Source organism: Bacillus sp. FSL E2-8887 (genome assembly GCF_038007205.1).
Lineage (GTDB): Bacteria > Bacillota > Bacilli > Bacillales > Bacillaceae_G > Bacillus_A > Bacillus_A mycoides.
Genome location: NZ_JBBOWS010000001.1, coordinates 2,696,781 through 2,717,256 on the forward strand (window position 1 = coordinate 2,696,781; position 20,476 = coordinate 2,717,256).

Below are 20,476 nucleotides of genomic sequence, written 5' to 3' on the forward strand. Positions count from 1 at the left end.
AGTGGGATAAAAGGGATTTCGGATAAAGGTGAAACCTCCTTTTATCAAAATAGAACATCATTGGAAATATAAACTTCTATTATCCTACTACTTCCCCATGCATATCATAAAGCTTTAATGCCATCATTAAATTAAATCTCACTTCCGCATGATTTAAATCAACTGAAATGAGTGATTCAATTTTTTCTAACCTGTACAAGAGAGAACTTCTATGAATAAAAAGTTCTTCTGCAGCACTTTTTACATTTCCATTGTTTTGTAAGAACACATGTAATGTATTATATAAATCAATATTCTTCCCTTCTGAATATTCAATTAGTGGACCAATTTGTTTCTTTACAAAAAGATCTACAGCGGTTGGATGGTTTAAATGATGTAAAATGGCATACGATCCTAGATCTTCAAATAGCGCAAACCCCTGTTTGCGAAAGCGACTATCTAAAATATTTAAAGTCTGTATAGCTTGCTGATAACTAATATAATAGTCTTCCAATTGTTTTGTAACACCGCCAATCCCTAATAAAACACGACAGCCTATAGGTGATGAGCCAATCCATTTTTTTATGCTATAAAACATCGATTCCCAAAATGTATCAGCGCTCTTTTTCTGATTTTCAATAGGAACAATTAAAAGTTGTTCATCATTATGGGATACTGCTAAAATGCCTGTCCCGAGTTCTGGAAGACGCGTCTTAATCAAGTCCCAAATAAGTGACTTTTTCGCTTGTTGTTCGAGTAGGTTTCCTTTCTTTAATTCTTTCTCATCGAGTGAAATTGATAATACCGCTACTCGATGTTTTTTGAAAAGATTCCATTGATATAAATTAGCATATTGCAAAATATTATCTCGATCCTCAATTTTTTCAGTTAATAATTTACTAATAAAACTGTCTTTCATCTGTTCTTTCGTATCTAGAACTAGCTTTTGTTTAATAAACTGGATGGAGCATATATTTCGGGCTAAATCTACCGTTAATTGATCAAATTCATCCATCCCCCCACTAGATCTTCGTACTGCTAAATATCCTAAAAAATTACCGCCCCCATTAATAATCCAAAACGAAAAACAATACTCACTATTATCCGGATCATTAATTTGGAAAGTGTCAGTAAATCTTTGCTTTTTACGTTCTTCTCTCGTTAGTTCAGCTAAATGTTCTGCTAAGCGACTATCCTTTTCATCATTAAATGCTATTGGTTGCATAAATCTATCAAAAATAAATACTGTATCTTGAAACAGACTACCAAGCATTGTTGTAATACCTTCAAAATTATTATCATCGACCGTTTCTTTTAATAAAGCTTGCTGATAATCTAATAGAAAATGAAGACGTTGCTTATGTTCTTTCTCGCCATTATATAATCTTGCATTATCTAGTATAGTGGCCAAATGATTTGCAATCATTTCAAGTGATTTTGAATCTGCTTCCGTAAAAACCCCTTCACATTGCTTTTCAACGTGTAATACTCCAATCGGTTTCATATCAATAATGATTGGAGCAGTAAACTGTTCACCACCAATCGTTTCAAAAAATGGAAAGTGTTCTTTTAATACATATTTATCCTCAACCATAATTTTGTATGGCCTTCTCATTTCTCCATATGATGGTGGTTGTAGGACAAAACAATTTTCCGTCTCGTTATACAAGTAAACACATGCAAAATGCGAATTTGTTTCCATTCCCGCTTTAGAAGTTACTTCATATACATGCTTTTCTAACGGCACATCTAGTGACAGATTTTTGCTAATCCATCCAAAGCCTTCAATCTTTTTCAACTGCGACTCTTTTTGCCTTGCGACAGCTATTGCCACTGCTATATCTTTTCCGAACTCTTCAAATGATATTTCCATATCTAAAAGCGGGACATGATTTAAAAAGGCGACAATACAAAACCCAAAATGCTGGATATCATCTTTTAACGGGACGGTAAACCAAGTCTCCGCACCAGCACTTTTCAATGTTTCAGATAGAAGACACACTTCTGGTTCATCTGCCGTTTGATCCGTTATGCTTTGATATTGTAGTTTGGAAGAACATTCATCAGCATGAAGAGGAAACGCTGAAGCTAAAGAAGTTAAATTTCCACTCCATGCTTTTGGCAAAAACTGTCCTCCTTCATTAATAATTACAGCAACGAAATCACAATGTAATTCTGCGCAAAAAGAATGAGTTAAATACTGAAGCGCCTCTTCTTCCGTATCAATTTTAATAAGCTGCCTTGATGTATTTCGTAAATGATATTCTATTCTTTTCATTAATCTCTCTCTTTTATTACTAGACACGCCCCATCCCCCATTTCACCTTTTTATCTATTGTATAAGAAACGTCACATAAAACAAAAGTAAATATTCTAATTATTCTCTAAACATTTTTAAATCCCGAAGAAATGTTTCCCCGGGATTGATCATTCACTATTTTGCTGTAGTTACATTATTATTTCCACTAGCAATCTCTTTTTTCTCTTTATAATAAATCCCATGTTCTTCCTTAACAAATAACAATGCTATACCACCGATTACAGCAGCAGTCGCAATTGCCGCAAAATTATATTGAGGCAATAAATGCATGGAAAGAAGAATACCTACCAACGTCGGAGCTACCACACCTCCAAGACGCCCAAAGGCCATTGTACTCCCTACTGCTGTTGAGCGCATATTACTAGGATAATATTGAGAAACGAATGCATTTGACATATTTTGTAGTCCGACAGAAGAAGCGCCAATCACTGAAATTAACAAAAACCCTAAAAACATATTATTTACAAATCCGATGAGTGATAACGCAATTGCTCCACAGAAAAATAATGGGACAAGTACCTTTTTAAATCCGATTTTATCTACTATTGGACCGAATATGAGTGTTCCAACAATAGCTCCAATTTGCATGACAGCCGTAAATGTGAGACTTGATTTAAGATCGTACCCTGACTGCATCATAAGCCTTGGTAACCATGTACTCATAGAGTAAATGAGTACGAAAGCACTGAAACATGAAATCCAAAACATAATTGTACTTACGGCGCGCTTTTCCTCAAATAACTTAACAACCGGAGAACCAGCTTCTTTAGTTGATGGTTTTGTAAATTCAATTGCCACATCTTTACTTAATTGTGGATTTACCTTAGCTATTACTTTTTTAGCTTCTTCTATTTTTCCTTTCATTAAAAGAAAACCAACAGACTCAGGAATACTTTTCATTAAAAACGGGATAAACAATAACGGAATTCCTGCTAACCAAAAAACGGGCTCCCATCCTGCTGTCGTAAGAAGGGAACGACTTGTAAGTGCTGCTGCCATTGCTCCAACTGAATATCCGCAAAAAATAAAAGATACGATAGCAGTTCGAACTCGTTTCGGCGAGAATTCCGTTGCTATAGCAATTACATTCGGCATAACTCCGCCAAGCCCTATACCTGCGATAATACGGAAAACCGCAAACATTACAGGACCGTTCGCAAAACCAGCTAGACATGTAAATAGACTAAATAAGATTGTAGTTACTAGTATGATATTTTTACGACCTATTTTATCAGCTAATAAACCAAAGAAAGCAGCACCAATTGCCGTTCCTATAGCTGTATAACTACCAATTGCCCCTGCTGTAACATCCGATATTCCCCACTCTTTAATGAGCGAAGGTACTGTTGCTCCATAAATAACAGCATCATATCCATCAAATGCAATTACGATAAACAACCAAAATATTAACCAAATATGCATGGAATGAATACGACTCTCGTCTATCACATTCATCGGGTTAATCGATTTCATCTTAATGGCCTCCTTATATGGGAATTTTCCCTTTCTTGTATTCCAATATCAGTAAACGCTTTCAATTACCTCCCCCTTAGTTTCTGGTTATTTTTCTGAATTTTCCGTATTTAAATTGTAATAACTACTATTAAAAATTGTTATCCGCTTTTTATAGGAAATAGAAAAGTAATATTCCTATTTAATGCGGGCTTCACTTCATAGCCATTAAAATTTGAACATAAAAAAAGAGGTGCAATAAGCACCTCTTTTGCATGTATTTTGATAATTATTATTCATTCAAACTTTAATTGTTTCTATTGTTTCTTCAAGTTTTTCTATTATTTTTGCTATAACTGTAATTGAATTATCTGTTTCAAATTCCCCAACATTTAAAGAATGGTTTGCATTTTTAACAATCTCAATCTTTAAATTCGATTGCTCTAATCGCTCCATTTGACTTGCATTGTATTGATGATCTTTGTCTCCAATTACTAAAAGCCCTTCGTGACGACTATGTAAGATCGAATCAAAAATCGAATCAACAGTTAGTAATGGTGTAAGCAATATCATTTTTGAATGTGCAAATTCTTCTCTCTTCAATAAATCATTCGCAATTGGGATTGTTCCGAGTGATTTTCCTAAAAACATCGAATCGTTGTATTGTCCATTTCTTAGCACTTCATTAATGATAGGATTAATATCATCCACCATTACTTTCGTTACTTCTTCCATTGGTTTTTCCATTAATTGTCCATCGTAGGAATAATGAATATGTACTACATCTATTTTATTTTCAAGCATAAGCATCGTTGCATAATAAAATAACGGCTTGTCATAATTGTAGCCTGAACCTGAGAACATAAAACAAATTGTATTAGAACCTTTTTCGATATGTGTGTAACGAATGACTTTATCATCTATATGTATCTCTTTTTTAGTCCCCTTCACCGTTTTCCCCTCCAAGCACGCTTACTTTTGTAACACGATATGTTCTGTATGAACTGATACATCCTTTACTTTATCTTTTATAAACGCTGGCTGTAAGTTATATGCATCTAACTCTTCTACCGGCACCCACTTAAATAAATATTTTCTACCTTCTTCTTCAAGAATATATTGATCCGCCCCATTTGCAGGTAATTCATGCAATTCTACTTCATAATAAAAACTAATCTCATGAAACTTTCGCTCAGAAAGTGTAAAGAAGTTTTCTACTGACCATATTAATCTCTTCACTTCAATAGGTACGCCTAGTTCTTCTGCAAGCTCTCGTTTTAACGCATCTTCACTATTTTCTAGCATTTTCACTCTTCCGCCTGGTACGTACCAATACTCTTCACCTTCATCTTGAAGGATAAGTATTTTATTATCATATTTACAAATTGCTCCGACTCGGTAATTAAAACATGTTTCCTCTACTTTAAACGTAAGATCCACAACAAACCCCTCCAATGTATCATTACAAAACTATTATTTATGTGCTGTACAAATAAGATTACTAAATTTTTCTATTTCATTCAATGATTTTCGAACTTTCCGAAAACTACACTTACCTTTTTGTCATTACAGGTATTTATACATATGTTACAATCACAATGCATACTAGAAAAGCAATATGGGGGTACGAATGGAAACGTTATTAATCCAGCAAACTGAGAAATCAAATAAGTTTTGGAAAATCGTTGTGAAAGATAGAGACTACGTTGTGTTTTACGGAAAAATTGGCACAGCTGGTAGTGTGAAAGCGAAAGAGTTTGAAACAGAAGAAGAATGCATAAAAGAAGCTAACAAACTAATCGCTACCAAACGAAAAAAAGGATATACCGACCCTATTCTAGGGGAAGATTACATAAAAGAAAAAACGATAACAGAAGAAGAATTTTGGGAACTACTCGCTCGTGCAAAATCGAAAGGCGAAGACCAAGAAGAACAAATAGAATGGCTCACTTCTCATATCGCCAAACGTACAGTACATGAAATTGTAGCTTTTGACACACATATGCACCATATTTTAAAAGCTTCCTATACGTCTCACTTATGGGCGGCTGCTTATATAATTATGGGCGGTTGTTCGGATGATAGTTTTGATTACTTCCGCGGGTGGTTATTATATCAAGGAAAAGAAACATACGAAGCGTGTATTGAAGATCCAGAACGGTTAATTCCTGTATTAGAAAATTTGAGCGAGTATGATGTTCCAGAAATTGAAGAACTTACGCTATATTTCGGACAAGAAGTATATTTGGAGAAGACTGGGGATGAAGATGATACATACTTTACACTATACCATGTCTTATCAAATGAAGAATTTGAGGAAGTTGATATCGAGTTAGACTGGGATGAAGATGACGAAGAAGGTTTGAAAAAGATGTTTCCTAAGCTATGGGAAATGTACGGGGAAGAACCGATTGAGTGGTAGACTAATATTAGGACTCTGTTTAACCAATAGACAGAGTCCTTTTTTCATAAGATTCCTATTTAAGCTCTCTTTATTTCATACCACTTATCTAACAGCACCTTTTCTCTTTCAATTGAAATACCTGCCTTTAATTCCCTATCTTTCGTTTCTCTCATCCACTCATACACGTCTGTAACTGTGTCTTCTAACCTTCTAAAAGTAAGACCCTCTTTAACTGCGCTCTCTATATTAATAGAGAATCCACCTTTCCACGGATCTGTTTCACCTTCTAATGAAAAAGTTTCGGGAAGCCATAATGGCATTTCCGTCCATGGCTGTACTTTATTCTCATTCATAAATGATTCATCGATCCAAACGAATTCAGCATCGCTATTCGTAACCTTTTTACTCATATTTAATAGCTCTTCCATCGTCAGCTCATCTTTCGGACCCGTTACATTAAATGTACCTACTTTATTGTTTTCTGCCATGTTTAGTCCAAAGCTTGCGACGTCTTTTATATCAACGAACTGCACTGGACGGTCTTTCCTTCCTGGAACTAACACTTTTCCTCCCTTTTCTACACGCCCAACCCAGTATGGAAGCCGATCTGTATAATCAAACATTCCTGAAAGAAGTCCTGCTCTTACGTGTAAAACACGACCCGGCCAATACTTCTCTGCTTCTTTTTCACATAATACTTTCAGCGCACCGTAATACTCATAAGGAGAAACTTCACCATTCTCTACAGCTTTCACCTTATCACTTGGTGGTTCAGGTAGTAATTTATAATCTTCTTTTATGTGATGCGGGATCCAATCTTTATATACGGAAAGGCTTGAGATGAATGTATAGTGCTTTATATTATCTTTAAGTACTTCTCCTACATTCCTAATGTGATGAGGAGAAAATCCACATGTATCTATGACCAAATCCCATTTTCGATTTTCTAAACTTGAAACATCATCATTTCTGTCACCGATTAACTGCTCTATTTCAGGAAAAACTTCTTTATTCGTTCCGCGATTAAATAATGTAACTTCATGCTCTCTTTTTAAAGCCTCTTCTACGAAAGCTCTTCCTAAAAAACGTGTACCGCCCAGTATTAGAATCTTCATTCTTTTTCCCCCATTCAATCAAGCGCATGATTAAAAACCTTTTCTTTTGTTTAACGATTTTCCCTTGTAAAAAGTTACGGGTATTTTTCATTTTTTTCTATAGTTAATATAACGTCATCCAAATTTGCAACTTGTGACATAACTTTTTATCGAATTCGACAGTAATGAAGACGATAAAGAGGGGTTGAAAAATATTTCAACTAAGTCATAGTGATAAGTACACATCTACGAAAATACTTATTTATACGAGCAATGCTCCTGCCAAATTGACAGGAGCATTGTTTTTTCAGCCTCTATTTACTTTTATATACTTGAAGTGAAATTATAGAAATTAAACTGAGCAACCCCATAAATAAACAAGTCGCGCCTAGAATTGTATAAGAATTTCCGTATCCTTGTAATAAAGCTAAATACGTACTTGTATCCATATGACCGCCCTGCTCTGCAACAGATTCACTTGTTGCCTTACTCCCCATTTCTGGTGCATTTATTAGTACATACACACCGATAATAGCTACTAAAGCTGAAATGATTTCTACAACATTAGACTTTGTCATCATACCCTCACCTTTCAAACAACGTCTTTTATCCATCTAGTGAAATCTCTTTCTATCTCTTACTATACTAGCAAAAAAAGGAGATATAATTTAATCCCCTTCCCTATTACTAGAATCAACAGTATGAAAATATTCATTCTGTCTATTTCTATTTCATATATAATTAAAATATTCGATTAACAAATTATATGTACTTAGGTAGGTGAAAAATATTAATAAAAACATAGTTTATCATTCAACATTATACATTTATTTTCTCACTTCGCTTGTTTATATCGTTTTGCTAAATGTAGAAAATGGTCGTAATTATTTGGGTTTTACGATGGTTGTTCCGCTGTTAGCGATTATTTTATATCAAAAAGCATATAAGAAACAAAAAATAGTTCATACATTTAGCATTTCACGTCCAACATTAATAACACTAATTTTCTCCATTTTATTCCCACTACTTCTAGGTCTATGTCTCCATTTTTATTTTTATATTTATAATATAAAGTTCTTATTTAATCATTGTAATGAATTGGGATTTCTCCTACTCATCGGTCTTACAATTGGATCTTTGTCTGCATTTTTAGAGGAAATCATTTGGCGTGGGAATTTTCATTACTATTTACGAAAAAAATATTCATTAATACAAACAGCAATAATTACCGCTTCACTTTGGTCTTTATGGCATTTACCAGTAGTACTCTTTTATAAAAACTATGAGTTATGGTTTGTAGGAATAGTAAGTTATCTCTCGTTATTATTTATGGTATCTATATTTTTGACGTACACGAGAGAGTATGGTCGTTCTGTAGTACCACCCGCAATTTTACATGGTATGTTTAATGTATTTTTTTTAACAGATGGATTGCAAAACAAGTGGGATGCCAGCCTAATGGAGTTAATTAAATTTATCTTTTTAGCAATTGCGCTCTGCATTATATATCTTATACATCGAAAAGTTAAAAAATAGTTAACAATTAAAAAAAGTGTTTCAGTTTAATGTACCTTAATTAGCTCATTAAGTACTTCAACACCTTTCAATTATTCAATAATCGTATAGGTGTTGAAGTTTTCTAATTTTAATTGAACGACTCCGTTCTCACAGCACTTATTTCAATTATGTAGAACATAGCAAGTTTAACTATTTCTCTTATTGTAACTTTTGTAAAACTTTTAAATAAGGAAATATACACTCTTTGATTAATCTCCATCTATCCTTCGCTTCCGGTATAATCTCAGATGCAATCGCCACCACCAATTCCTTCTCCGGAATACAACAAATCATATTCCCACCATCACCCATGGCACAGTATGAAAAGACCCCATCTTCTTCTCGTAACCACCATAAGTAACCGTATTGATTTGAATTCATCGCTATTGATTCTTGTACCCACGATTTTGAAAGAATTTCCTTTCCATTATGAATACCTTCATTCAAATACATCTGTCCAAACTTAGCCATATCTCTAGCTGTTAACGTTAGTCCCCAGCCGCCTGTCGAAATACCGTTTGGATCGTGAACCCACCCTTTGACATCTTTTCCGAATAAGTCATCAAATCCAAATGCTTTCATATTGTAGTTTGGAATTTCTCTTATGCCGATAGGCTGGAATAGATATTCGTTCGCAAACTCACGAGCACTTTTCCCTGTTACACTCGTAATAATCGCTGATAGTACATGTGCGCCTGCCGATGAATATTTAAAAGGTCCAATTTCTCCACCTTTTCCTGCCCTACTTAACGTATACTTCACCCAGTCCATTTGTGTACATAGTTCTTCTAACGGTTCCTGCCAGTCTACATAAGGATATGGAGCTGTCATTGTAAGTAGATGCCGAACTGTTACTTCAGATTCCTTAAGATTATATTCAGGAAAAAACTCTATTACTTTTTGATTAACACTTTTGATATATCCTTTATCTATACATATCCCAATTAACGCAGAGATTATCGTTTTTGTTACTGATGCTACATGACATGCATCATCTGGACCGTAACCATTATAATAATTTTCAAAAGTAACATTACCTTTTTGTACAACTAATACACCATTTATATTTTTATAGTTTTCTTTTATAGTCCAATCTAACTGTTCAGCTGTTTTCATCGTTCTTCCCCCTTAATCTATGATTAAAAAGGTTCGATAGGTACATATATATCGACTATATGTTTATTTTCCGGGTGCTGCCTTGGGTCATTTTTATACATTTCAAAAGGATATGAATCTCTCGGCTTATATCCGCTATTTGGGAGCCATTCACCGTATAAGAAATCCCATGCTCCTTTATATTCCTCTTGGAATATTTCAAAATGACCTATCGCATACTTGCCTGAAGGTATTACCATTATTCCAATGTCGCTCGTTTCTACTGCGGACTCATTCGGAATTGTTACACATAAACTAGTTCTTAAATGATTGTCCTCAGTAAATTCATGATGATCGTGGTAAATGGTTAATACCTTCGTATCCTCGAATGCATGATAGCTTTGCTCCGGTGCGTAATGAAATAGTTTTTCTATCATTTTCGGAAAATCTATAGCTAAATCTTTATATGTACCTACATGTCTTATGTATGCGACGTTTACTTTGTCCGCTGCTACAATTTCGACCTCTCCTCGAACCTTCTTACACTCATTGTATTGAGAATCTTCGCTAACGTCTTTGCAATTCTTGCTATTGTCGTTTCGATATTGAGACGGACTTACACCGTAATAATTTTTAAATGTGCGGGAGAAAACTGCTGAATCTGTAAACCCAAAGTGATACGCAATATGTGTAATCGTCATATCTGTGCGATATGTAAGTAGATTTGTTGCCCTTTCTAACTTTAATCGGTTTACATACCGTGATAATGACTCGTCTACTATCCCCTTAAAAATCCGATGAAAATGAAACTTTGAAAATCCTGCTACATCCGCTAACTCTTCAATTGAAAGTGAATCATTTATATGTGATTCTATATAGTCTTGCACTTTATAAACACGTCGTAAATACTCGTTTCTACTTTGAGAACTCTCCATATTTATCACTCCTCACAACAAAAAGGCTAACGTTAAGCTAGCCTCCTTTTACACATTTTTTAAAAATAAAACTCTACTCCCGCCGTTCCCATCATAATTTGTATGTACGGATACACCTTCTATTTCATCATCCCCAGCTTCAATTTGAAATCCGATTTCTTGATGAAATTCAATTGACTTTTTATTAACTGGTGACGTTATCGCTTTTACAACTTTACGGTTATTTGCACGAGCGACATCGAAGAAATAAGAATATAACGTCGATGCGATTCCTTTTCGTCTAAACTTCGGATTTACACCGATAAAATGAACGTACGCTTCATCTTTATGCGTTTGTGAAAAGAATCCACATAAGAAACCTAACGTTTTTCCATCTTCTTCAATGATAAAACTCGTTTCTTGAAAATGGACGAAAAACAACTTCGGCAACATACTAGCCATATCTCTTCCGCCCCACCAATCATTTAATACAGAATGAATATTTACATAATCTTCCCCTTGAATATTTCTTACTCGCATGCATTTCTCCCTCTCACTCACTTCATTTTCTCATATATTTTAATAACCGTTTCGACTAACAGAATGAATACCCAAATACCTGAAAATACAAGAACAGACTGGAATATCGATCCAATTATCATAACACCAACTGCACCTGTTATTGAAAATGATATTCCACCAAGCCCTGGATCCTGTATAAGTGCTCCAGCAGAAAAAGCAGTTATAATAGATACTATTAAATAAATAACACTCATTATTTTTAATATTTTTATAGAAAGATACGAAGTTTGTTCTTCTTCCACTTGTGATAATTCGATTTCCCCGCTCGCAATTCCTTTTTGTAGACAATCTTCACACAAAAATTCTTCATTTATTTTTTTACCACCATGTATTGTACCTGTTATTTCTTTACACCTTGAACATTTTCGATTTATCATGTTGTTATCACTCCATTCATATAAGATTATACTTACATAATTCTACATTTACCTTAATATCCCTTTTATGTATTTTATAGAGAAAGGTCGTGTTTTATGATTTCGAAACCGACATTTATCTATAAAAACCCTACCGTCCAGTATGTATTACGGCCTAGTTGCTATGCGGTTATTTTTAACAATACTTGCTCAAAAATAGCTATCATCGAAAAAGGAGAACATTATTTTTTACCTGGTGACGGTATGGAAAGTACGGAAACGAAAGAAGCATGTTTACATCGTGAATTACTAGAGGAATTAGGTTGGGCGATTGAAATTGATCGTTATATCGGTAATGCAGCACGAGATTTTTATGCCGAAAAAGAGGATACATATTATTTAAACGATGGGTTCTTTTACATTGCATAAAAGATACATGAAGTTGAAGTTCATGAAGAAGACCATATTTTACAATGGATGTCTCCATCGCTTGCTATAGAACATTTACTTCACGATCATCAAAAATGGGCTGTTGAACAAGCGCTTTTATTACGAAATAAAAAATGATCTCCTTCTATATGAAAGAGATCATTTTTACTACTAACTTACTTTTTTCAAATTGAGAGCTGGCTTTTTGATTCCGCCTTTTTTTACAACATATAAGCCGATGAAGATTATAAGACCGCCAACGAGTTGCATCATATTGATTTGCTCTCCAATTGTTACAGCTGCAAAGATAACTGCGAACAATGGTACGAGATACATATAAACCATTACTTTCGTTGAACCGATTTTACTAATACCGACATACCACATTGCAAGTCCGAAAATTGTCGCAAAGACGATTGAATATGCTAGTGATCCCCAGCTTGGCGTATCTACTGGCCACGTTAATGTATTTACGTTGAATAAACAGTATATAACGAGAGGTACAATTCCAATTAAAGTAGACCATGAAGTGACTCTCATTGCGGAGTATTTTGTGATAAGTGGTTGCGCTAAAATGGGATACCATCCCCACGCAATTGCTGCGACTAATCCAATTACATTTCCGATCCACGCATATTCGTAAGTAGCTCCTCCTGTATGTCCTGTTAATAAAACGAATGCTGCACCAATAAACGCTATTATTGAACCTATTTGTACTTTCATCGAAAAACGTTCTTGTTTGTGCAATACTGCTAATATCCCTGTAAAAATAGGTGACATCGCAATTAATAATGAGGCGTTCGTTGCTGAAGTATATTTCACAGATAGCATAAACATCGTTTGATACATTGTCGTTCCAACGATACCGACTGCTAATAATCGTAACCAATCTTTTCTTTCAATACGTAATGAGCGTTCCATTAAAAATGTAATAAGTAATAATACCGGTGATGCTACTAAAAATCGTAAACTATTAAATTGAATGGATGACATATATGCCACGCCATACTTTCCAATTGTATAATTTGCTCCCCATACTAATGCTACTGATACTAGGAGCCATTCCATTTGCCATCGTTTCATCCGAATCTCCCCTTCCCTATTTAGCATAGTAAAATTGGCTGGATATAACACCGTCCAATTGGCTGTTTTTTTACCCAGCCAATTTGTTATACTTAATGTATATAAGATTTGCGGAGGCGTTTGTATGGAATGGAAGCTAGATAACGACAGTAAAATCCCAATTTATCAGCAAGTTGTTGACTTTATTGAAAAACGTATTACATACGGAGAACTTCCCCCAGGTAGCTTCCTCCCTTCAGAACGGAAATTAGCTACGCAGTTAAATGTAAACCGAAGTACGGTAACAACTGCTTATAATGAACTACGTGCTATGGGAATTGTAGAAAGTACGACTGGTAAAGGTACACGTGTGAGTACACATATGTGGGGTGTTTCTCCAACATTAACGCCGAACTGGAGAGGTTTCGTAGAAGGTGGTACTTTTTTACCAAACTTACCGTTACTTCGCCATATTCGGGCAGAAGTACAACAAAATGAGAACATTATAGATTTCGCAAACGGAGAGCTCGGTTGTAATCTCTATCCTCACGATCAACTACAAACAATTTTGCGAGAACAACCGTTAACGCAGTCATTAAGTTACGATCATCCCCAGGGGTATCTCCCGCTAAGACAAGCGGTAGTAAAATATATGAAGAAATATTTAAAAGTTGAAGCGACCGAACAATCCATAATGATTACATCCGGCGCCCAACAAGCACTTCACCTTATCGTACAATGTTTATTAAATCCAGGTGACGCAGTCGCTTTCGAAAGCCCTTCACACTGTTATTCATTACCGTTATTCCAATCGGCAGGTATTCGTATTTTTCCATTACCTGTCGATGAACACGGTATTAATCCAGACGATGTGCAAGAGTTATATAGAAAGCATCGTATTAAAATGATCTTTTTAAATCCAAATTTCCAAAACCCTACGGGAACGATGCTGCATCCAAACCGTAGAAAGAAACTGCTATCACTTTGCGCAGACTTACGAATTGCGATCGTTGAAGATGATCCGTCTAGTTTACTTACGTTAGAAAATAAACAACCTTGCCCTACTTTAAAATCGATTGATGAAAACGGAACTGTCATTTATGTTCATTCCTTATCAAAAATGATTGCGCCAGGGTTACGAGTTGGCTGGCTTGTCGCTCCGCAGTCTGTCGTAGAGCGATTATCAGATGCACGTCACCAAATGGAATTAGGGATGAGTATATTCCCGCAGTGGCTTATACAACAATTTTTCGAAACTGTACCATTTCAGTCGCATATCGTACCGTTACGAAAACAACTTGCAGAAAAAAGAGACATTATCGTTCGTGCCCTAAACGAGCAACTTCACGATAAAATCTCTTTCTCAAGCCCGACCGGTGGTATATACATATGGGGAAAATTAAACGAACCTATAAACGAAAAACAACTTATTATGCAAAGCTTAAAACAAGAAATCGCCTTTATGCCGGGTAGTATTTTCGGTGCTAAAGACGGTTATATTCGTTTATCTTACGGGAAAGTGAATATTGATCAAATTGAAAAAGGTATTTCTCGTTTGCGTGAGGCTATTTTGGTTTGTGGGAAATAACATTATGTAAAGAAGTCTCGTTTGACAAAAGCAAAATCTACCATTATTATCAACACGAACCTATTCATCCCGCTATTTGTGGGCAGTAAAACTCCCACCTCAAAATTCAGCTGGAACAAAGAAGTTAGGTGGGAGATCAACTGCCCGTAAACGCCCGATTGGTTCAACTAATAATCAGTGGGGGATGAACAAAACCCCCACTGATTAAAGTTTCACTTTATAGGAGTTGATAAAATGAAGATTTACGTTGATGCAGATGCTTGTCCTGTAAAAGATGTGATTATTTATGAGGCTACGAATGCAGAAATTCCCGTTACCCTCGTTACTAGCTTTTCTCATTATTCTAATGCGGAACAACCAAAAGGTGTAGAAACAATTTATGTTGATTCCGGAGCAGATGCTGCGGATTACCGGATTATGCAGTTAGCAAAAAAAGAAGATTTAATCGTAACGCAAGATTATGGTCTTGCTTCGCTAGCTTTAGCAAAAGGCTGTATCGTTCTACACCATAAAGGCTATAAGTATACGAATGAAAACATTGAACAATTGTTACAAACACGGTATTTAAGTGCAATGGTTCGAAAAAGCGGTAAGCGTACAAAGGGACCGAAACCATTTACAGCAGAAGATAAAGAGAAGTTTAGAGTGCTCTTTAAAAGTATAATTGCACTTTAAAAATGAACCGTCTATTTGCAAGGAAAACTTCGCAAAACAAAGAAGAGAATATCCAAATGAACATTCTCTTCTTGAGGTTTACCTGTTTAAAATGAAGGTAAATTATCTAAGTTATTTTCCTTTATTCCATCAGGTTCACTACGTATAATATCTCTACCATACTTATGAAATACGTCCACATGAGCTAAATTCCCTGATTTCGCTTCACTAAGAGCTGTAATATAATCTAACTCTCTCCCGCTACTTGTCTTAAAAGCAATTAAATCCCCATCATCATTTTTACGAACGGCAACAATTTGTTCTGCTCCTGAATTGCCTTCATTGTCTACTTCAAATTGAGCTTGCTCTTCTCCTTGATGTAAGTAATCATTATAAACTTTTTGAAAGTCTTTTTTGTCCATAAATTTCACCTCCAACACATTTTATTAGTATGGTTGTGAGGTGTTGGTTTTATGTAAATTGCTCTAAACTTTAGTATTTTCAAATGAAAACATAGTCCCCTCACTATTTGATTGTAAAGTGTATTTTATATCGAACATCTTTGATATATCTTCAATATTTTTCAAACCAAGTCCCGTTCCTTTTTTATTTATATCAAACCCCATCCCGTTATCTCTAAAGGAAACAATATCTTCATCTATAATGATTTTGAGTTTTTTAGCTTTTGAATGTTTAAGGACATTTTGAAAAATATTATCAAATAGCCTTTGAATCCATAACTCATTACTATTCCATATCAACTCTTTATCTTGTGGATTATATACTAATTCAATTTTATGAATGCTATACAAATAGCTCCATTTTTTAATCATATTTTCTATTAAATTATGTATATTCACTTCATCATTCACAATATAAGTATTTTCTAAGGTCTCTGTAGATTGAATATTAAATTCGTTAGTTAAATCACTTATATATTGTATCTGCCCATACATTGATTCAAGTACTTGTGCTTGTCCTTCGTATTCGCCTTCTAAATAATATAATTGTAATCTAACCGCTGTTAAGGGTGTATTAATATCATGCCGTAATTTATTTAATAGTTCCTTTTTTATTTGTTCCTGTTGTTGTAGTTCTAATTCTCGATAAGTCGTTCTTTCTATTAGCAAGTTTACTGATCTAATCAGTTCCCCCATTTCATCATCGCTTTTGACATCTATTATATTAGGGATTTTTTTATCACTTGCTAAATCTCGAATCGTTTGATTTAATACATTAATTTTATTTAATAATGAATTAATCGATTTTGAAAATACAAAAGCTAATACTAATAGTGATAATAAAAATATGATTAACATAGTAGGATATGCAAAGGATTCATGAAAAGGAATGTTCTTGTTTTTAGTTTTAAAGGCAACATTATAAATAACTGATACAAAGATACTAATCGGCAATAATAACAATGGTACGCTAATAATAGCAGTGAATAGTAATAACTGATATTTCTTCTTTAATTTCATTTCTTCATAAAGGTATTTAATCTATACCCTTCTCCATATATGTTCTGAATTATGTTACCTGTTTTATCATCGATTTTGGTCCTAATTTTCTTTATATGTACGTTCATGATATTTTGATTTCTATCTTCGAGTTGCCATAAGTAATCAAAGAAGTGTTCTTTTGTTAGAATTCTATCCCTATTTTCATACAAATAGAAAAATATTTTACGCTCAATCGCTGTAAACACAACTTCATCACGCAAACCATTAATGAAAACCCTTTTATATTCTGCATCTATAAATAAATGTTTAATTTGCGTGAAAGTACCATATTGATTATCTAACATTTTCTGAATTCTTAACATTAATTCTCGAGGATCAAAAGGTTTTATCATGTATTCTTCTCCAATGGTAAGACCTTTTAGTTTACTATCAATATCATTCCGAGCTGATAAAAATATGATTGGAATATTTAATCCTAGATTTTTTATTTTCTTTGTAATTTGATAACCATCTTCACCTGGTAACATAACATCCATTATGACTAAATCTATTTCATGGATTACATCTAGAACATTCTTTCCTTCTTTCTCCCAATACACTTTATACTTCTCACGCTGCAAAATTTTTTGTAATAAATCTCCTATCATCAAATCATCTTCAACAATTAATATGTTATATTCTTTCATTATGTAGACCTTCCATCACTAAAATAACAATAGCTTAGTTCTTCACTACTTTATTATTAATAAAATCCATTACAAGTTTGTATATTTCATCAGGAGCGTATAAATAAATACTATGTGTACCTTCAATTTTTTTCACATCAGCTATCAATAACTTGCTAGCAAACTCCTCATAATCTCTGTTTTTTTGCTTTGTATATTTCGAGTTTTTATTTTCCCTAGCAATCGCATCTATAAATAAAATTGGTGTTTCTTTTGGGAATGATAAAGAATTAGATTTGTTACTGTTATTGTAACTTTGTAAAAGTTCTTGCTTCATATCATCATTAAAAGCTTGTTTATATGAGAGGGCTTTATAAATAGTTTTTTCCTGTTCGGTTAAAAAGGATTGCTGAATTACTTCGGGATTATAAGTAATAGAAGGAACTAATCGCTGAAAACCAATTTTCGTTAAAATATTCATCCCTTTTATTATTAATGAATCAACCTCGTCTATTTTATGAGTTACGTACTGATTAGGTAAACCAATATCTAACGCAATAATCCCTTTTACTTCACTTGGGTATTTTTGTGCCCAATAAATAGCCTCTATACCCGATAGAGAGTGTGGCACTAAAATATAGGGAGGTTTATTTCCACTTCTAATAAGCGCTTCTCTCGTTTGTTCTAATATCGTATCAATATCTCTATCATCATGAAAAACATCACTGTATCCATAACCAGCTCTCTCAATTACAGAAACCTTGTTTTCTTTCGAAAATTCACTATATAATCCTTTCAATTCATAAACAGGAGCGGCAATTCCAGATCCGGCCATAAATACAAAAGTATCCTTCCCGCTCCCCTCGTTATAAACATTCACTTTTTTATTATTGAAATTAACAAGGTCCCCTTCATTGTTCATTAATTTCGATTCCATTCTTAATTGATAGTTATGATATATGAATACAGCGCCTGTTCCAAGAAAAATAATGCTGCTACATACAAAAAATATAATCTTTACTATCTTCAATATTTTTTTCATTTGACACCCCTTTCAGTCTATACTGAAAGGGTACAATGTAAAAATAAATTTCTAATAAATTTTTCAAAATTAATATTTTCTCTTTGTTTCTAAGTATGGATTTCTTTTAAAATTTCCAATTCAAACGCTATTTTTAATACCTACGCAAATCCTTCAAAGTCTTCAATATATCATCTGTAAAGGCAGTAGTACCCTCATTCTCTAAAGCTGTAAAATATAAACTTCTTAAGAAAGCTCTAATATTTTGTACTAAAATAGCAAGCTGAGGATGTCGGATATCATCAACAATTGCTATACTATGTAGCCAGTTGCTCCACTCTTCTTCAGTTAAAAGATTTTGATTACGTAACGACATAATTGGCGTTACTAATCTCTCATCCTCAAAGTGCATGTATACGTAGTCATTCATACGAACTTTTTGACGAACAGCAGCTAGTATTGCATATGAAAACTCACGATTTTGTATTGTACGTGCTAAAGCATCTAGTGCATCTGCCGCATGTGCAGTAGAATGTGCCCAGCCTTTTCCTTCTACGTAACCTCTTACATCTTCTTCTAAATAGACATATTCCAGAACTTGTTCTGCCACACTATACAGTTGTTCTTCAGATAACAGTGGTTCTCTTTCATGAACAGATAAAATAAGCGGCGGAATTAATACGGAGAACGCACGTTTAAATACAGAATCTGTGCCCTTTTCACCAATTTTATAAAATAAATAATCAGGACTAATCGCTTGTAACATTAATCCTCGTAATTCTTTTTGTCTAAATACATCATTTGTAATCCATTTGTGAAGCGTACTATAAATCAAATCATCACGTAATTCAGCATCAGGTGATCCGATATAATCTAGCATCCACTGTGCATATGGATATGCATCTACATCTTCTGGCACAGCATAATTATTATTTTGAATTTGTTGTAATTCTTCTTTTAGTTCTAGTACTTCTGTCATTATATTTCCTGTCCCCTTTTTACGTTTTTCAACTTATTTTCGCCTTATCCCCTGTAATTTCCCTCATAAAATTAAGTCGACTTTTAATATAGTTTTAGTCCCTATCTTTCTATGAACTTGATTCAATTATATAAATTTCTCCCGAGAAATAAAAGGAAATACATTGGAACACCAAAGCTTCTCACTTTGTTTACATGCATTTCATGTAAGTTTAAGTTATAAAATAAAGTATTTTTTTCATTTGTATTCAAACGTATTTACAATCAAAAATTAAATCATTTTAGAACTTGTTTAATAAACTCTGTTTTAGCTTTTGTGTATGCTTCTCTATCTTGGTTATATCTTTTAGCTAAATCTTGTTTCAGATTTGAATAATCATAAACTAATTGTGGATTTTCTCGTAAGCGGTTACGAAATAAAAGTTGTTGCTCCCATCGTTCAGTCCCTTTAACCATCAAATGCAGATGAGCTACACGCCTATTATTCTTCACTTTCACAAAGAACCTTCTCCAAGGTCTTTCATCTAATTCCGGGCCTACATAATGCCAATCATATATAGCCAATTTTGCTGAAATATCGAGCACTCTATCAAATGAGTCTGTTTCAGCCATTAGATCAATGATAGGTTTTGCAGGTAAACCAGGTATGGATGTACTTCCTATATGTATTACTTTGCTAATACCGAGAGGAGTAAGCAGTTCATAAAGTTGCTGTTCTTCATATCGGCCTTTATCTTGCCAATCAGGATTTGCATTAACTATCTCTACTGACTCATTCGCCCATACAGGCCAATCGTTCGGATTATCTTTTTTATCCACCCGACGCATCCCCTTTCACGAACTTTTTGCTATATAAACGATTT

The 20,476-nt window shown here is 34.1% G+C and carries 21 protein-coding genes and 1 pseudogene; 5 read left to right on the forward strand and 17 right to left on the reverse strand.

Annotated elements, in window-relative coordinates:
* Positions 1-79 precede the first annotated feature (79 nt).
* From NSQ08_RS13615 to NSQ08_RS13630, 4 genes are all read right to left on the reverse strand, one after another.
* On the reverse strand, positions 80-2,284 hold the full coding sequence (locus tag NSQ08_RS13615) for a helix-turn-helix domain-containing protein (protein WP_340775776.1): 2,205 nt from the start codon (positions 2,282-2,284) through the stop codon (positions 80-82).
* Positions 2,285-2,413: 129 nt separating this feature from the next.
* On the reverse strand, positions 2,414-3,772 hold the full coding sequence (locus NSQ08_RS13620) for an MFS transporter (protein WP_044438168.1): 1,359 nt from the start codon (positions 3,770-3,772) through the stop codon (positions 2,414-2,416).
* 279 nt (positions 3,773-4,051) lie between these two features.
* Positions 4,052-4,702, reverse strand: coding sequence for an alpha/beta hydrolase (locus NSQ08_RS13625; protein WP_340775780.1), 651 nt, complete (start codon positions 4,700-4,702; stop codon positions 4,052-4,054).
* Positions 4,703-4,723: 21 nt separating this feature from the next.
* Entirely contained in the window at positions 4,724-5,191 is a 468-nt protein-coding gene (locus NSQ08_RS13630; RefSeq protein WP_088009398.1) for an NUDIX hydrolase, read from the reverse strand.
* Positions 5,192-5,381: 190 nt separating this feature from the next.
* Here NSQ08_RS13630 and NSQ08_RS13635 point away from each other — a divergent pair, with 190 nt between their 5' ends.
* Positions 5,382-6,173 (forward strand): DUF4240 domain-containing protein, encoded by a 792-nt coding sequence (locus NSQ08_RS13635; protein ID WP_340775783.1) that lies wholly within the window; start codon positions 5,382-5,384, stop codon positions 6,171-6,173.
* Positions 6,174-6,232: 59 nt separating this feature from the next.
* Here NSQ08_RS13635 and NSQ08_RS13640 read toward each other — a convergent pair whose 3' ends face one another.
* A complete protein-coding gene (locus NSQ08_RS13640) occupies positions 6,233-7,270 on the reverse strand; it encodes an SDR family oxidoreductase (protein ID WP_340775786.1) in 1,038 nt (345 codons plus the stop codon).
* A gap of 293 nt (positions 7,271-7,563) precedes the next feature.
* A complete protein-coding gene (locus NSQ08_RS13645) occupies positions 7,564-7,863 on the reverse strand; it encodes a hypothetical protein (protein ID WP_340775790.1) in 300 nt (99 codons plus the stop codon).
* A gap of 166 nt (positions 7,864-8,029) precedes the next feature.
* Here NSQ08_RS13645 and NSQ08_RS13650 point away from each other — a divergent pair, with 166 nt between their 5' ends.
* Entirely contained in the window at positions 8,030-8,785 is a 756-nt protein-coding gene (locus tag NSQ08_RS13650) for a CPBP family intramembrane glutamic endopeptidase (RefSeq protein WP_340775793.1), read from the forward strand.
* A 180-nt stretch (positions 8,786-8,965) separates the two neighbouring features.
* Here the strand turns inward: NSQ08_RS13650 and NSQ08_RS13655 are convergent, their stop codons facing one another.
* The 4 genes from NSQ08_RS13655 to NSQ08_RS13670 are packed head-to-tail and all read right to left on the reverse strand — an operon-like array spanning position 8,966 to position 11,774.
* Complete coding sequence (locus NSQ08_RS13655) at positions 8,966-9,922, reverse strand: serine hydrolase domain-containing protein (RefSeq protein WP_326996282.1); 957 nt, start codon at positions 9,920-9,922, stop codon at positions 8,966-8,968.
* Between the two features lie 23 nt (positions 9,923-9,945).
* The gene (locus NSQ08_RS13660) at positions 9,946-10,836 is read right to left on the reverse strand and encodes an AraC family transcriptional regulator (protein ID WP_340775800.1); all 891 of its coding nucleotides are present in this window, start codon (positions 10,834-10,836) and stop codon (positions 9,946-9,948) included.
* Positions 10,837-10,884: 48 nt separating this feature from the next.
* A complete protein-coding gene (locus NSQ08_RS13665; RefSeq protein ID WP_002066078.1) occupies positions 10,885-11,355 on the reverse strand; it encodes a GNAT family N-acetyltransferase in 471 nt (156 codons plus the stop codon).
* A gap of 17 nt (positions 11,356-11,372) precedes the next feature.
* Complete coding sequence (locus NSQ08_RS13670; protein ID WP_085311783.1) at positions 11,373-11,774, reverse strand: DUF3980 domain-containing protein; 402 nt, start codon at positions 11,772-11,774, stop codon at positions 11,373-11,375.
* A 96-nt stretch (positions 11,775-11,870) separates the two neighbouring features.
* Here NSQ08_RS13670 and NSQ08_RS13675 point away from each other — a divergent pair.
* Positions 11,871-12,320: pseudogene (locus tag NSQ08_RS13675) on the forward strand (NUDIX hydrolase).
* A gap of 33 nt (positions 12,321-12,353) precedes the next feature.
* Here the strand turns inward: NSQ08_RS13675 and NSQ08_RS13680 are convergent.
* Positions 12,354-13,265: a DMT family transporter gene (locus NSQ08_RS13680; protein WP_088039666.1), complete on the reverse strand. Its 912-nt coding sequence runs from the start codon at positions 13,263-13,265 to the stop codon at positions 12,354-12,356.
* 124 nt (positions 13,266-13,389) lie between these two features.
* Between NSQ08_RS13680 and pdxR the strand changes: the two genes are divergently transcribed.
* Positions 13,390-14,832, forward strand: coding sequence for a MocR-like pyridoxine biosynthesis transcription factor PdxR (gene pdxR, locus NSQ08_RS13685; protein WP_340775813.1), 1,443 nt, complete (start codon positions 13,390-13,392; stop codon positions 14,830-14,832).
* Positions 14,833-15,066: 234 nt separating this feature from the next.
* Positions 15,067-15,507, forward strand: coding sequence for a YaiI/YqxD family protein (locus NSQ08_RS13690; RefSeq protein WP_340775815.1), 441 nt, complete (start codon positions 15,067-15,069; stop codon positions 15,505-15,507).
* An 86-nt stretch (positions 15,508-15,593) separates the two neighbouring features.
* Here NSQ08_RS13690 and NSQ08_RS13695 read toward each other — a convergent pair whose 3' ends face one another.
* The 6 genes from NSQ08_RS13695 to NSQ08_RS13720 all read right to left on the reverse strand — a co-directional run bounded on the left by NSQ08_RS13695 (position 15,594) and on the right by NSQ08_RS13720 (position 20,432).
* On the reverse strand, positions 15,594-15,908 hold the full coding sequence (locus tag NSQ08_RS13695; protein WP_340775818.1) for a DUF3892 domain-containing protein: 315 nt from the start codon (positions 15,906-15,908) through the stop codon (positions 15,594-15,596).
* 63 nt (positions 15,909-15,971) lie between these two features.
* Complete coding sequence (locus tag NSQ08_RS13700; RefSeq protein WP_340775821.1) at positions 15,972-16,967, reverse strand: sensor histidine kinase; 996 nt, start codon at positions 16,965-16,967, stop codon at positions 15,972-15,974.
* On the reverse strand, positions 16,964-17,635 hold the full coding sequence (locus NSQ08_RS13705) for a response regulator transcription factor (RefSeq protein WP_340775825.1): 672 nt from the start codon (positions 17,633-17,635) through the stop codon (positions 16,964-16,966). The genes NSQ08_RS13700 and NSQ08_RS13705 overlap by 4 nt, the downstream gene beginning before the upstream one ends.
* A 34-nt stretch (positions 17,636-17,669) precedes the next feature.
* Positions 17,670-18,656, reverse strand: a complete 987-nt coding sequence (locus NSQ08_RS13710) for an alpha/beta fold hydrolase (RefSeq protein ID WP_340775828.1) — start codon at positions 18,654-18,656, stop codon at positions 17,670-17,672.
* A 133-nt stretch (positions 18,657-18,789) separates the two neighbouring features.
* Positions 18,790-19,614 (reverse strand): DUF2785 domain-containing protein, encoded by an 825-nt coding sequence (locus NSQ08_RS13715; RefSeq protein WP_340775831.1) that lies wholly within the window; start codon positions 19,612-19,614, stop codon positions 18,790-18,792.
* A 275-nt stretch (positions 19,615-19,889) separates the two neighbouring features.
* A complete protein-coding gene (locus NSQ08_RS13720; protein WP_131245591.1) occupies positions 19,890-20,432 on the reverse strand; it encodes a GrpB family protein in 543 nt (180 codons plus the stop codon).
* Positions 20,433-20,476: the final 44 nt, after the last annotated feature.